Source organism: Natronococcus pandeyae (assembly GCF_008122205.1).
Taxonomy (GTDB): domain Archaea; phylum Halobacteriota; class Halobacteria; order Halobacteriales; family Natrialbaceae; genus Natronococcus; species Natronococcus pandeyae.
This window is the reverse complement of the sequence record NZ_PHNJ01000010.1, coordinates 87,616-102,034: the sequence shown is the minus strand read 5'-3', so window position 1 is coordinate 102,034 and position 14,419 is coordinate 87,616. Positions and strand designations below refer to the sequence as shown.

Below are 14,419 nucleotides of genomic sequence, written 5' to 3'. Positions count from 1 at the left end.
TCACGGACTCACCCCCAGTGCCATCACGATCTGAGCCGTCCCGATCGCCACGATCAGGAACGTGATCACGCCGACGATCGACGTCTTCGAGGCCGAGCCGACGCCACAGACGCCGTGGCCGGACGTGCAGCCCTTGCCGATCCGGGTGCCGATTCCGACGAGGATCCCGCCGAGGAACAGCCGCCACGGCTGGACGTCGGTCAGCCAGAGCGAGAACCCGCCGACGTCGTACAGCTGACCGGTCGTCCCCGGCTCGTAGAGCCCGCTCGAGACCAGTCCGGACTGGAAGGTCAGCGCGTAGACGAACGCACCCGCGACGATGCCGAGCGTGAAGACGACCCGCCAGTCGCGCGAACTGACGTACTGCTGGAACCGCGATTGGCCCGAGACGTACGATAGCGTCGACTCGAGGAACGTACTCGCCCCGGCTGGAATGCCGGTCCCGAGATAGATGACGACGGCGCCGAGGCCGACGAGCAGTCCGCCGACGGCGTAGCGGCTGATCCCCGCAGGGAACAGCGACTCGTACAGCGCGGGAGCGAAGAGTTCAGATACCATTCGGCTGCTGGATGTGGTTAGTCACCGGCCAGCGATTCCTGGCTGGCGGCGCAGTTGTTCGGGCCAAGCTCGAGTTCGAACGCCTCCTCGTCGTCTGCCTCCTGTTGACCGAGGTTCGTCGGGATGATGTCCTCGTAGTTGGCCGGACGGGGCGGCATATCCGAGAGGATCAACTCGACGAACTCGTCTTTGTCCATCGTTAGGGCGTCCATTTCATCCTTGAGTTGGCCGATCGGAGCCGTGTAGGTGCCGTCATCGGCGGGTTCGGCAGCGTCGCTGAAGTGAGCGCCGCCGATCAGCGTCTCGTCGGGCAGGGTCAGCACGCGCTCCTGCAGCGACTCGTAGAGCTGACTGGCTGCCTCGGGCGCGCCGTCATCACCCTCTTCGAGGTCGGGGCGGGCGACGCTCTCGACGAAGAGGCCGTCACCCGTCGCAAGCAACTCATCATCGATCAGATACGAGGTCATCCCGGAGGTGTGTCCGGGCGTGTAGACCGTCTCGATCGTTGCGTCGCCGACCTGGAACTCGTCGCCGTCTGCGGCCAGCGTCATCTCGTCGGCGTAGGTGACGCCGCGATCGACCGAGGCTTCGGGGATGACGCCCTCGACGCCGACCGCGTCGAGCGCGCGGACGCCCGAGATGTGGTCCGCGTGAATGTGCGTGTCGATCGCGTACTGCAGGTCGACGCCGAGTTCGTCGGCGTCGGTGAGGTAGCGATCCGTGAACGCCCGCAGCGGGTCGACCACGGCTGCCTCGCCGTCGTCGTAGACGAGGTAGCCAAGGCAGCCCGAGGAGGGACGCTGGTACTGCAGGAGCGTCCCCGCGCCGTCGTAGCGCTCGACCTCGACGGCTTCGTAGATGCGCGCCCAGCCGTTCATCCCCTCTTCGAGGTGGTTCACGTCGTAGCCGTGTTCTTTCAGCGTGCCCGCGACGTACTCGCTTGCGCCCCCTTTCGCACAGAGGACGGTGACCTCGCGGTCCTCGGGGATCTTCTGGAGGACGTGGGCGTCGATGTCGTCCTCGAGGAATTCGAAGTAGGGGACGTTGATCGGCTCGACGTTCTCGCCGTCGATATGCCACTCCTCGTAGTCCGATTCCATTCGCGCGTCGAGGAGCGTGACCACCTCTCCCGCGTCGATGCGTGCTTTCAGCTCGTCCGGCGTCACCGATTCGATCTCGACGTCCGGCGTTGGAAAGTCCATGTCGTCCATGTCGTACACTGCCCAGTACAGACCACTCGCACATAAGAGTTTGCATAGTATTTCCTAAACTCCACAATACAGTAGTTTCCGATGATGTGGATAAAGGCCGTGACGCGCCCCTTCTGGCAGCCGGTTGGGTATAAATCCCTCTCCGCGAAATGGCGGGTGTTCGTATTGGGTGCAATAATCGACATCCTTTTATACCAAGGGCCAATATTGTACGATAGCTCCAATACAGAGCACAGAGAACACATGAGTTCGCAATACGACACCACGGAGACGCTCGACGTGAAAGGACAGTCCTGCCCGATGCCCGTTGTCAAGACCAAGCAGGCCGTCGACGACCTCGAGGCCGGCGACGTCCTCGAAGTCGTCGCGACCGACTCGGGGAGCATGAGCGACATCGAAGGCTGGGCCGAGGGGACCGACGGCGTCGAACTCCTCGACCAAGTCGAGGACGGCGACCGCTACGTCCACTACGTCGAGAAGACCGCGTAAGATGAGTACGGACAACCCTTCCGCACCGATCGACGACGAGTTCGACGCCGCCGAACTGCAGGCGCTGCGCGAGCGCGTCGACGAACTCGAGGAGTCGATCGCCGACGTCGACGCGGGCGACGACCAGCAGAAGATGACGATCATCGCGACCCAGGGTAGCTTCGACATGGCGTACCCGCCGCTGATCCTCGCGAGCACGGCCGCGGCGTTCGACTGGGACGTCGTCGTCTTCCACACGTTCTGGGGGCTCGACATCCTCCACGAGGAGAAGTCGAGGAACCTCAAGCTCTCCGCCGTCGGCAACCCGAACATGCCGTTGCCGAACGCGCTTGCCGCGGTCCCCGGCATGGACGCGATGGCGACGAAGATGATGCAGAAGAAGATCGACGAGAACGGCACGGCCACGATCGAGGAACTGATCGAACTCTCGCTCGACCAGGGCGTCGACCTACAGGCCTGCCAGATGACGATCGAGCTGATGGAGTACGACGAGGACGACTTCTACGACGGCGTGACGACCGGCGTCGGCGCGGCGACCGCACTCCAACACATGACCGATTCCGATGTCCAGCTACTGGTCTGACGCATGATCGAATCCGAACCGTACGACGACCCGCCGGAACCGAAGATGAAACCGAGCCTGCGCGTCGTCGAACGGATCGCCGAGGCGGAGGGGGCCGACCCAGCCGAACTGAAACCCCCGCTTGGCGACGTCGTGGACGCAAGCGCGCTCGATCGGCTGTTCGAACCGACCGGACGCGACGACGCCATCCGCCGCGGCAGCGTCTCGTTTCGCTACTGCGGGTACGACGTGACGATCCGCCCGGACGGCCGCGTCACCCTCGAGTAACGAATCTGGCGAGTTTTTCGCGGTCGAACGCGAGCGACCCCGATCGAGAGCCCCCGGCCCGCCAACGGACCGAACCGCCGATCGAGGCCCCGTTCGGTAGCTCTAGCTGGCTGTTCCCAATATTGGGTGATCCACGGAATACTTTATGTACTCGCGGTCGTACCGTCGCCCATGACAGCACCGTTCGTCATCGTTGGCGGAGACGCGGCCGGAATGAGCGCCGCGAGCAAGGCAAAGCGCGAGGGCCCAGACCGGGACGTGATCGTCTTGGAGAAGGGCGAGTGGGTCTCGTATGCGGCCTGCGGGATGCCCTACTACGTGAAAGGCACTGTCGAGGACCTCGAGGATCTCGTCGCCGTGACGCCCGAGGAGTTCCGCCAGGAGCGCGACGTCGACCTCCGAACGGGCCACGAGGTCGTCGCGATCGATCCTCAGGCGAAGACCGTCACCGTCGAGGCAAACGGTGAACGGTTCGATCAGCCCTACGGCGATCTTCTGCTCGCGACTGGCGCTCGTGCGATCGAACCGCCATTCGATGGGATCGACCTCGAGGGTGTGTTCACCCTCCGGAGCATGGACGAAGCGGACGCGATCGAGGACTATGTGACCGCGGTCGATCCGGAGACGGCGACGATCGTCGGCGGCGGCTACGTCGGCGTCGAGATGGCCGAGGCGCTCGTCGAACGCGGCGTCGACGTTTCCATCTTCGAGATGCTCCCGCACATCCTCCAGCCGTTCGGCGAGGAGACGGCCCGCGTCGTCGAGGACCACCTCCGCGAGCAGGGCGTCGATCTCCACCTCGAGACAGCGGTCGAGGGGTTTGCCGGGGGCGACGCGGTCGAGTCAGTCGAACTCGCGGACGAGGGGGCGGTGCCGGCGGATCTCGTCATCGTCGGTGTCGGCGTCGCGCCGAACGTCGAACTCGCGGAAGAAGCCGGGATCGAACTCGGTCCGACGGGTGCGATCGCGACCGACGAGTACGGCCGCACCAACGTTGCGGACGTCTACGCCGCTGGCGACTGCGCTGAAGCGACGAATGCCGTGACCGGCGAACCCGATCACGTCCCGTTAGCGCTGACTGCAAACCGGGCCGGCCGAGCGATCGGGTCGACGATCTCCGACGACCCGACACCGACCGGCGAAACGGCCGGCACCGCGATCGTCAAAGCGTTCGACCTCGGTGCGGCACGCACCGGGGTAATTGATCCGGAGCGAGCCCGTGAGGCTGGGTTCGACCCAGTTCACGTTACGATCGAAGCGCCGACGCGGCCACACTACTATCCCGGTGCGACCGACCTCACCGTGACGCTGGTTGCCGATCGGGAGAGCGAGCGTGTGCTGGGTGCGAGCCTCGTCGGCCATGAGGGTACAAAGCGAATCGACACGGTTGTAACCGCCCTGACTACCGGGCTAACCGTCTCCGAACTCCAGAATCTTGATCTTGCGTACGCGCCCCCGTTCAGTCCTGTCTGGGATCCAATTCTCACCGCCGCAAAGGTACTCGTAGGGAAACTTGATCTGTAAGCCGATTCAGCACATAGGTCCGGCTGATTCATCGACTTGATCCGACTTGAAGACCGTACCGAGCGATCGATCAAGTTGAGGCTACAACCGGTTCATCACCATACTCTGTGGACGAACTGGCCAACATTCGTGGGTTGATGGTCTGTCCGTCCCGAAGTCTTTCACGTGTCCGGGTCCTTGATAAGGCGATCTGCGGACTCACACTGATGAGATACCTTGTACTATATTGTTTTACTCAATTTGCACGTGTAATGACTGGTGTTTTACTCCAATAGCGTTCTAAATGGAGATATCACTAGTTTCAACCGCTGTTGTCACATAACTTGTATGCATTCTAGTGGTTTGTAGAAATCCACATCCTGAACTTGAGAGTTATTGGGGAACTGCAGGAATCGTATCAAGCCCAGACCGGGATTATGTATTAATTTTGTGAGAGTAATACAATAACAGTTCGAGTAGCAAGATTTGGCAAAATAGAGGGAATAGAGCGTACTAGTCCTCGGTACCATTTCAGAAATTCGTAACTCGTGTTCGACACGTGACACGAAGCCACGAATTGAGGCAAGATTACTTCGCCCAGTTTGAAGGAATATAGTACCCTGCCAAAGGACTATGTTACCCCAATACGAAGTGAGCATATGACTGGTTCTACTGGCCCCGAAGAGTTCGACGATGTCAACGAGGCAGTTGGCGCGGAGTGGGAAGACGAGACCACCCCCTACGAGCGCGTTCGCGAAATCATCAGTCGTGCCTATACCCCAGTTTCCGCAGACGCTGTCGCCGACACTGCACGCACGTCGCCGAAGACAGCACGAAAACACCTCAACGCCCTCGATGATGAAGGATTCGTCACGACTGATACCGGCGAGAACGGGGGTACGACCTACCGACGCTCACCGGAGTCACTCGTTGTCGAGCAAGCGGCAGACATCCGAGAGCACGTCTCGACAGAGGAGTTGATCGCCCGCGTCGCGAAAATGCGAGAGCGCATTAGCAACTTTCAAGCTGAATACGGCGTCGAATCACCAGAGGAGTTACTTATCGAACGAACAAACCAAACCCTGTCCGAGGCGGACACAACCCATGACGATCTCGACCCCGAGACGATCCAGGAGTGGCAGACGACGCGTCGGAACCTCGCCTTCGCCAACGCTGCGCTCTCGATCGCCAACGCTGAACGGTTCGTTGGCGAGGAGTCACGACCGAATGGAAGCGCACTCGCCCAGTAACAGATGGGAGAGCATAGTACGGCGGAGGAAGGACACTCGCTTAGAGGTCCGATTGACCGGGCAACTCTTCTCGCCATTCGAGAGGTGTTCAACGCTGACGAGCCGCTAGCGACCGCGGAGTTAGACGACTATCTGAATCCGAAGAGGCTCGAAGTCACGTACGATGATGGCCTTTGCGGAGCCGACACGGCGCGCATCGACGTCCAATGGACGACACAAGACGACTACAAGTTCCATTATACAGATTCATGCGGCGTGAATCTACGGTGGGGCAAACATCCACACAATAACGATTACGTCAACGTCCGTGGGCTCGAACATTACCACCCGCCGCCAAATGCATCCTCCGATCCGAGCGAGGTCGAGGATTCCTGTATTACCCAATCACCGGAGAAGCTGGTTGCGCGGGCAGTCCTTAAGCTATGGCGAGTCGCCTACCACGCCGAATCGATCTCTCCCTTGAACGCAGGGAGCAATCCGCCCTAAAGAGCTCTGTAGGTCAGGGACTCCTGGTTTCGCCTGTACGTCGCCGGCGACTCGGTGACCTGCGTGACGATTCCCATCCGGCCGAACCACTCGAGATACTCCCTCGCAGCATCCACTCAATGGCCAGCAAGATCGGCAACTTCACTCGCGGTGGCTGGACTATCCAGTGCGAGGACTGCATCGAAGAAATCGTCGCGTGTACGGTCATCGCGAACGAGCTCTTCGGGTGGCGTTAGCGCGTCGAAATTCGGTGACTCGGCTCACTCGTCGGTGTCCGCCTTCGGTCCTGGATCCGTTCGTCCATGTTCGAAGAGTGGCCGTGAGACGGAATAAACCTCTGTAGACACGGGATATACCGCGGCTGGTTGCAACTGCAGTAAAAAGCACCCGAGTGCTTCGGGGTCGTTCAGAAGACAGGTTTTCGTGACTGAACGAATCGGAGATTCGAGATGGTCGTGATACCGCCGGTTTTGCTTGATAACGAGAGAGCGACGCTCTCGGACCATTGAGCCCGAGGCGGTTCACAGAATTGCGAGGCGGATGTCACGGGGCTTGCCCCCGCGGAGGAAGTCAACACTCAATTCAACAAATCAACACCGATTCGTTTCGTTGCTCAGAACCGAGAAAACACGTCCAGTTACGATGATGCAATTTAAGCGAACGGGTCAACCACTCGAACAGTATGGACGACGATACACTCACCGATCTCATTGATCGATATCTTCCCGAACACTGGGACAATAGTGACTCCCGTGAGCGGCAGATCACCCGTGTCGTCGAGTTGTTTCTCGAATCGGATTCTGATCGAGACACCGAAGAGCGCCGATTAGAGGCTCAACGACAGGTCGCGGACGAAGAAGGAATCGAAATAAACACTGTCCAGAGCAAGTGTGGCCGGGAGACGTGGGAGGACCACGTTTCGGACGGAGACGACTACCACCGCGATCACTTCGACGCTGCACTCGAGCAGATCGACCAAGCATGGACCAGCCGGTCCGATCAAAAGATGAGCAATGAGACCGCTGAAACACCAGAACCAACTGCGGAGAATCGACTGGGCCGACCGAAACAACAGTACTCGATAGAGGACACTCGGTTCGTCACCATTCGCGTCTCCCAGTCCGGTGGGATGCGACAGCACTTCCAGGAGACAGTCCTGTCGGATGTCCCGGCGGAGACGGTCGCCCGTTTCACGGATCGGGACTTCCTTCGGGACGAGGTCCGCCTGTGGGGCAACCGCCAGAGTACCGTCTCGGATCAGGAGGTCTCGGAGGGTGACTGGCTGCTCTTTTTCATCAGCGACAGGTACGTTGCTGTCGCAGAAGTCGCAGGGACGGAGAAACTCAACGATGAGCGCGCAATGGACTTCTGCGAGGAGGTCTGGCCCACGTACGACGCCGATGACCCGTTCAACTATATCGTCTACCTCTCGCGGGTCTACACCGCCGATATCGATATCGATCGCTTTTGGGACGACGATGTCATTGGATACTCCGGGCATCCCTACGACGGCTGGACGGCGTTAGACACCCACCGAGAGGCCATCGCCGCAGAGTACGGCTCGCTCGGCGAGTTCATCGATTCGGCCACTGCTGCCCTCGAGTACGATTACTGGGATCTCTCGGAATGGCCACTTGACTTAGCGTTCTCGAAGCGGCTCAACAATCAGCTCGAGCGGAAAGGACAGGTAATCCTCTACGGGCCGCCCGGGACTGGCAAGTCCTATACAGCAGATATATTCGCGGAGTGGGCAGTGGGCCGAGAGTCTCGGGCGCTTGATCCAGGCGACCGGATCAAGATGGTCACGTTTCACCCCTCGTTCTCCTACGAGGACTTCATTGAGGGCTACACCGTCTCCGAAGATAGTGACGGCACGGAAAACGGCTCGACCACCCTCGGTGACTTCTCCGGATCGGAGACGACAACGGAGACCGAATCCGGCAGCCCCTTCGAGCTAAAAGCCGGCGTGTTCAAGGACTTCTGCGAGCGAGCGAACAGAGCGTACGGGGAGTGGCTGGAGGCCGGGAGACCTGGTTCACCCCCGAGCTATCTCTTCCTGGTTGATGAGATTAACCGTGGGAACCTCGCGAAGGTCTTCGGTGAGTTGATCACGCTGATTGAGAAGAGTAAGCGCGGACGTCCGGCCGAACTCGCCCACTCCGGGGACGAGTTCACCGTCCCCCCGAACGTCTACCTCATTGGGACGATGAACACGGCCGACCAATCGATCGCGCTCGTGGATGCCGCCCTCCGACGACGGTTCGCAACGATTCCAGTCCCGCCAAACTACGAGGTTCTCTACGACCATGAGGCGTACCCGTTCGATTCGCGGCAGGAAGCCTACGACCTCGTCCAGACTGGCCGGAGCGGGTTCGAGCCGCTGCTGGCAGCCTCCGTCCTCGCGCTCGAAGTGATCAACCTGAAGATCATCCACGACTCGAACCTTGACCGTGGGAAGCGGATCGGTCACTCGTACCTGCTGCCGGAGGCGTGGCAGCAACCCGGGATGCGCAAGGAGCGTGCGCTGACCGACGTCTGGCGGTACGATATTCTGCCGCTCCTCGAGGAGTACTACTTCGGGGAGTTCTCCCGGCTGATGCGGGACATGTTCGATACGGATCAGTCGCCACTCTTCGACGAACGCACCCAGGACATCGGGAACTTCGATCCCGCCACGCTCCAGCAATCGCTCATCGACCTGGTCGAACAGAACCTGGACCGGCTCGATCTTGGAGGGTCCTCCTGACGCTCATGTCGTCGGCGTTTGGAACTGATACGATCTCGATCGAGGAGGACGTCGACAGTGAGCTTGATATCGGTCTTCCACCGAAGGACATCGAGGCGCTTGAAGCAGCCGAGGACCTCTCAGTCTCACTCGACTCTGACGGGCGTGTGACTGTAAACCCCGGCCGGAAGATCGGGCTCGTTGGCCTGCCGAGTGGCCGTGTCCTCGAAGTGACTCCAAAAGTCGAGTTCAACTTGCTCTACTACCTCGCCTACTCGGGGCGTATCGACGAGTCCCTCGCACAAGGGCGGGACGTCGGTATCTCGGCTGGTGACTCGTTCGTTGACCTTGTCGCTCAACTATTCGTGTCGGAACTCGACCGGGTCCTCCGGCGGGGTCTCTATCAGGAGTACCGCACAGAAGAGGACATGGAGGAGTACATCCGGGGCCGGTTCGACGTGACCAGACAGATCACTACCCAGGGCCCGGTCGCGACGCGATTCGCCTGCGAGTACGACGAACTCACCTACGACCTCCCGATCAACCACGTACTGGTGACGGCGCTGGAGAAGCTTCGCCCGCTCGTCTCCTCACCGGACCTGGAGAGCGATCTCTGGCAAGGCCGGGAGCGACTCCGCCAGTACCTCGACTACGAACCTGCCATCCGAATTGATCCATCGGAGATCGTCCTGACGCGGCAAACGAACTACTACGAACGCATCCTGACCCTGTGCGAATTGATCCTCGACGAGACGTACATCGACAATCTCGGGGCCGGCCACCGGGAGTTCCAGTCAATCCTGCTCTCGACGGCCGATCTCTTCGAAAACATCGTCTTCCGCGCCATCGAGCGAGCCCTCGGTCCAGGTGAGTTTAGGGTCGCTGGAGATGGTGATCCGAGAGGCGAAGCCGAAACCAATATCGGGTATCTCCTGACCGCAGCGTCCACCGACGACCGTATTCAGAAACTCTATCCTGATGTGTACGTGACGCCGCGCTCGTCCGACGTGACCGTCCTAGTCGGAGACGCGAAGTGGAAAGATCCGGATTCGAATCGACCAAGCTCCTCCGACCTCTATCAGCTGACGGCGTACCAGGCCAAGGTAGATGCGCCGGTCCTACTGATCTATCCCGACCTCGACGGACGTCTTCAGCAGAAATACTCCTATCTTCGTGACACCGACGAGACGAGCTTCGATGTGTTCGAGGTGAACACCACAGACGCTGCTTCCTACGAAACATTTGAGGAACAACTCACCGACGAGATTCAGTCGAAAGTCACTGAAATCGTGAAAGGTCTGTAACTACTGCCACCGACTCTCGACGCTCGTCTGGTGCCGTAGCCGTCGATGTTCGTGTTGCACAGCACCTGGATCGTCTCAGACGTACTTGTCGCGCACGGCCTGGATGTTCTCCTCAGTCTCGATCAGGTAGGGGAGCACCGTGTCGAGGCCGTTGGCCATCGGCGGGTCGTCGTTCACGTCGGCGGCCACGATCTCGCTAGCCCGTTTGTCAATGTTCAGGAGGTCTCTCTGAGTAGGTTGGCGAGTTGCATGGATACTTCTCGCCACCACCTGTTCGTCCCTCTAAACCCTCATTCAGATGTCATCAGCGATCGAGCCCAGTTCGAGGAACGGAAGACGAGGGTTAGTCCAAGGAATGAGCTTGTCTCGAGCAGCGCTCGAGATCAGCTGTGGTCAATGAGCGGTGCTGAGCGAGGACAGCCGGGTCAGTGATCCGACTCACCCGAAGCAGAGCTCCGATCACTGATCGGTCTTATCGCATCTTCAGCTCCGATAATTGAACGAGCCAGATTTCGAAACAAGATACGCTCAGAGCCCTTCTATTGATGGTTTCTGGCCTATAACAGACCACATTAAGGCGTAGCACTCCCATATCATGTCTGTACTCTAACTATACTTTTGGTATATAAAGGAGTGAGAGATGGTATGGCGAGCGAGCCTACGCCACACGATTACGGGGAAACAGGGGTAGAGGAATACGACGACTCGACGGAGACCGATGAAAGCGGGATCTCCTGGAAGATGGGAATCACAGCCGCCGTGATGGGCCTCATTATCGGGGGCTTCGGTGCCTGGGCGACGAGTAATCTCGGCATTGCCATCCTTGCATTTCTCGCTCTCTGGGCGGGTGCGACCTACTACCTCTATCAGAAACCGATTCCAAGCGCGGCGATCGGCTCCGGCCTCTGGATAACGGCGCTCGTGATGTTACTCACACCCGTCTTATTCTACCTCCCCGTGATTCTTGGTGACGGAGCGGGCGAAAGCGCTGAAGCGGCCGGGACGTTCGTCGGCGGCATTCTCGGCCTCATCATCTGGGGCATTGTCTTTACTGTCGGCGCGATCGTCGTCGCTGCAATCGGCTGGGCATTTAAGCGGCGAGCAGATAATAAGCTCGAGAACAAATCAACTTAAGCGATTTTTTGAAAGCTCTATTGATGATGTCCTCGCAGATTCCCTACAGTCCCTCTCTGTTTTGTTACATTATACGACAAAAGCCAGTCTACAATGAATAAGAGTGGAACAAAAGGAACACCAAGAAATACTAAAACTATAAAATCTTCCGAATTAGCGAATGTCTCTCTATTAGACAATATATTTGACAGAATGCACTCTGGAGGTGGGTAAAGAAGAAAACATTTACCAGACGAGTATTTTTCGATGGATATGAATCGTAGAGAGATGCTGGTAGCAACCAGTAGCATTGGTAGTATTGGATCCCTTGCAGGATGTCTTGAGGAGGATAGTGTTAGCGATCAGGATATTGAGCAAAGTAGTGATTCTGAAGATGGGGCTTCTGATTCAACTGAAAATCAAAGTTTGGAAGAAGATTGTCGTACCGAACCGAACTCAAAGAGTGAGGACATAATCACTCAGTCACAGGATATTGATGGTGACGACGACTGGACTCAGGAATATCAATGTGAAGATGGTGACACGCTACATTTCGACATTTCGGTCTCAAATGAGCAAGATGTAGAGGTAGAGATTGTTTCTCCGCAAGGACAAATCATATACAGTCAAACTAGCCTTCCTTCCACTATAACACACCAGTTTGATAGCGATGGCAAAGGCGAGGTACGGATCACAAACCTTGGCAAGAAAACCGAAGAAGAGCGTGAGAAACTAATGGAGGACCGAGTAGACGTTGGGGCCGGTAATCAACTTGATCCCTGGGTCGAACTTCGGGAAGAGAGTCGATTGAATTACTACATCCGAATGGTCGATGGTGCTCGTCCTAAGCTACGTATTGAGGATTCAGCTGGAAATATTCACAGAGAACACTCGAAATCCGAGGCTATTGGCGATAGTTTTACTGCACCAGAAGATGATCGGTATTATTTCATTGTGGAAAATACAGCTTTGATGACGACAGGAACATGGGACTATGTTTTTGAACGCGTGGAAGAGACCCCAATTCCAGCAACTGTAGAGCTTACTATTGAACGCGAATACGAAGAAGAAGTCGAGATCTGTGATTGACTGACCTTCTCTACAAATGATTTCTCTTGGTAGCTGGTTGTGATGGGAGGGATAGGAGAAACAATGGTAGTAATCACCATCGGACGCATTTGCTAATCTCCGTGAATTGCTGAAGCACGAAGCACTCCCAGAAAACGTACGACAAGCAATAAAAATATTAACGGGAATCGATCTGCGGAGGCGAGTTTCGATATCGAAGTCTATTCTACTGAGATTTTATGAAAATAGATTGACAGTTGTCTATTGCATCCAAAGGCGTTAGTGAAGCGATCTAGTATCTTAGTTTGATTGATGACTACGAAAGCGGAACTCTGGGATGACTGGATCGAGCGATCGCTTCTCACGGATATTTCCTCGTCTGAGACACCGGATCCCGTCCCGATGATCGAGACATCCGGCGGAGAACTCGAGACGATCGACGAGTTCGATAGCTATCGGTATGGACGTGGTGATGGGCAGTATCTCTATCTCCTCTATCTCATAGACGAGCCGATGGAGCAAGCAAGCGATGTTATCCCGGTCTACATCGGTGAGACAAACAGCATTACCTCACGACTCTATCAGCACTTTAAGAAAATCCGCGATGCGCTCCCAACCGAGGACTGGGAAGATGATGGATCATGGGGGAGCTGGTCGAAATACGATCATATGGCCGCCGTCTATGAACACGCCGATAGTCCTCTCTATGCCTGGATTCTCGATGTTGAAGAGCTCGATGCAGGCCCGTACGGTCACTCCTCATACCGCCAAGAGCTCGAGGCAAAACTCGTCGGGCTCGTGCATTCACAATCGCGATTCGAACGGGAGTTCGCAAATCGTGAATTTGTTCCAAATCGTGTCGTCCACGAAATGGGGAAAGTAGGTCCGAAGTGGCTCACCGGTGCCGAGAGCTACGAGCCGACATCGATCTCGCTTACCGCTGACGGACCGTTGACAGGGAAATCGAAGACCGACCTCTGGCACGACTGGGTCGAAGAAACCATTCTGCATGATATCCAAGATCCATCAGAAGCTGATCCGATTCCCCTGTTTGAGACGAACGAAGAGCTAAAAGTGAAGCTAACGCCGAAGGAGGGGCTCAAACGAAGCGACGCTATTGATGAGCAAATTCGTCGCGAAGGAAAACGATGCGTATCTAAAGATGGTGTCCCGCCGAATTGTCCGGACGGGCTTTTATACGTCATGTATCAGCTTGCACCGGGGAGCGACGATCTCGAGCCGGCGGACGTGATCCCACGTTATATCGGAAAGGCGGAGGCCTACGGAAAGAAAAATGAGCTCAGCGCGAACTTCACAGAGATTGCCTTCGATCGGGATCGAACGGGAAGCTTCGCACGGTGGGGAGATGGGGATTACTGGCATATCGGCGAGCTCTCAAATACTGTGTTCGGAAGAGAGGAGAAAAAACTCGCGTGGGCAAGCGAACTGTTCGAGCAGGGGTCACGAACACTTAAGCGACAGACCTACCTCTGGATTCGAGCATGGGATTCGGACGCGTATCGAGGCCCGTACGGGTATGATGCCTATCTCGCGGAGGCGGAGCCGCTTCTTATCGGCCTCGCACAGGATGCATACCCGTCTGAACTCCTCAATTATTCGGGTGCCCCGGATGACGCCCCAATCAAATCCAAAGACCATCAATTCGAAACGCTATCGGAGTAAGACGATCTCGATTGCCTGCTTGACCCCCTTCCGATTGTTCTATTCTTTCATTCGTCTTCAGAAGTTGTGTTCAAGAGTGAACATCATTAGTGAACACAGTAGGCTACCGTTTCGGGAGCTATACACCGTGGCTCCACGTGTGGACAGTTCGTCAGCTACCCACCGTCAAAGTCGTGAGA

At 57.4% G+C, this 14,419-nt stretch carries 14 protein-coding genes and 1 pseudogene; 11 read left to right on the top strand and 4 right to left on the bottom strand.

The genetic code is table 11. The annotated features are described in order from the left end of the window. Together CV102_RS17260 and CV102_RS17255 are read right to left on the bottom strand one after the other, a co-directional pair. Positions 1-558, bottom strand: a complete 558-nt coding sequence (locus tag CV102_RS17260; protein WP_148859244.1) for a YeeE/YedE family protein — start codon at positions 556-558, stop codon at positions 1-3. Positions 559-575: 17 nt separating this feature from the next. Continuing rightward, on the bottom strand, positions 576-1,769 hold the full coding sequence (locus tag CV102_RS17255) for an MBL fold metallo-hydrolase (protein ID WP_148859314.1): 1,194 nt from the start codon (positions 1,767-1,769) through the stop codon (positions 576-578). Between the two features lie 243 nt (positions 1,770-2,012). Here CV102_RS17255 and CV102_RS17250 point away from each other — a divergent pair, with 243 nt between their 5' ends. The 6 genes from CV102_RS17250 (at position 2,013) to CV102_RS17225 (ending at position 6,347) form a co-directional block, all read left to right on the top strand. Continuing rightward, entirely contained in the window at positions 2,013-2,258 is a 246-nt protein-coding gene (locus CV102_RS17250) for a sulfurtransferase TusA family protein (RefSeq protein ID WP_148859243.1), read from the top strand. A 1-nt stretch (position 2,259) separates the two neighbouring features. Further along, the gene (locus tag CV102_RS17245; RefSeq protein ID WP_148859242.1) at positions 2,260-2,841 is read left to right on the top strand and encodes a DsrE/DsrF/DrsH-like family protein; all 582 of its coding nucleotides are present in this window, start codon (positions 2,260-2,262) and stop codon (positions 2,839-2,841) included. 3 nt (positions 2,842-2,844) lie between these two features. After that, positions 2,845-3,108: a HalOD1 output domain-containing protein gene (locus CV102_RS17240; RefSeq protein WP_187433016.1), complete on the top strand. Its 264-nt coding sequence runs from the start codon at positions 2,845-2,847 to the stop codon at positions 3,106-3,108. 171 nt (positions 3,109-3,279) lie between these two features. Beyond that, positions 3,280-4,632: an FAD-dependent oxidoreductase gene (locus CV102_RS17235; protein WP_148859241.1), complete on the top strand. Its 1,353-nt coding sequence runs from the start codon at positions 3,280-3,282 to the stop codon at positions 4,630-4,632. A gap of 638 nt (positions 4,633-5,270) precedes the next feature. Continuing rightward, positions 5,271-5,861: a DUF7342 family protein gene (locus CV102_RS17230; protein ID WP_148859240.1), complete on the top strand. Its 591-nt coding sequence runs from the start codon at positions 5,271-5,273 to the stop codon at positions 5,859-5,861. Between the two features lie 3 nt (positions 5,862-5,864). Beyond that, positions 5,865-6,347 carry a hypothetical protein gene (locus tag CV102_RS17225; protein ID WP_148859239.1) on the top strand — a complete coding sequence of 161 codons (483 nt, stop codon included), beginning with the start codon at positions 5,865-5,867 and terminating at the stop codon, positions 6,345-6,347. 5 nt (positions 6,348-6,352) lie between these two features. Here CV102_RS17225 and CV102_RS27250 read toward each other — a convergent pair. Next, positions 6,353-6,694 (bottom strand): annotated as a pseudogene (locus tag CV102_RS27250) (DUF7342 family protein); the annotation flags it as partial. Between the two features lie 335 nt (positions 6,695-7,029). On the opposite strand from CV102_RS27250, the gene CV102_RS17215 reads away from it, so the two are divergent. Both CV102_RS17215 and CV102_RS17210 read left to right on the top strand, forming a co-directional pair. Further along, positions 7,030-9,093, top strand: coding sequence for an McrB family protein (locus CV102_RS17215; RefSeq protein ID WP_148859238.1), 2,064 nt, complete (start codon positions 7,030-7,032; stop codon positions 9,091-9,093). 5 nt (positions 9,094-9,098) lie between these two features. Then, positions 9,099-10,376: an McrC family protein gene (locus CV102_RS17210; RefSeq protein ID WP_148859237.1), complete on the top strand. Its 1,278-nt coding sequence runs from the start codon at positions 9,099-9,101 to the stop codon at positions 10,374-10,376. Positions 10,377-10,451: 75 nt separating this feature from the next. On the opposite strand, the gene CV102_RS27410 is transcribed toward CV102_RS17210, so the two are convergent. Beyond that, on the bottom strand, positions 10,452-10,643 hold the full coding sequence (locus CV102_RS27410; RefSeq protein ID WP_449289633.1) for a DUF7386 family protein: 192 nt from the start codon (positions 10,641-10,643) through the stop codon (positions 10,452-10,454). 378 nt (positions 10,644-11,021) lie between these two features. Between CV102_RS27410 and CV102_RS17200 the strand changes: the two genes are divergently transcribed. The 3 genes from CV102_RS17200 to CV102_RS17190 all read left to right on the top strand — a co-directional run bounded on the left by CV102_RS17200 (position 11,022) and on the right by CV102_RS17190 (position 14,240). After that, on the top strand, positions 11,022-11,510 hold the full coding sequence (locus tag CV102_RS17200) for a hypothetical protein (RefSeq protein WP_148859236.1): 489 nt from the start codon (positions 11,022-11,024) through the stop codon (positions 11,508-11,510). A 252-nt stretch (positions 11,511-11,762) separates the two neighbouring features. Beyond that, positions 11,763-12,578: a hypothetical protein gene (locus CV102_RS17195; protein ID WP_148859235.1), complete on the top strand. Its 816-nt coding sequence runs from the start codon at positions 11,763-11,765 to the stop codon at positions 12,576-12,578. A gap of 291 nt (positions 12,579-12,869) precedes the next feature. Beyond that, a complete protein-coding gene (locus CV102_RS17190; protein WP_222863708.1) occupies positions 12,870-14,240 on the top strand; it encodes a GIY-YIG nuclease family protein in 1,371 nt (456 codons plus the stop codon). Positions 14,241-14,419 lie beyond the last annotated feature (179 nt).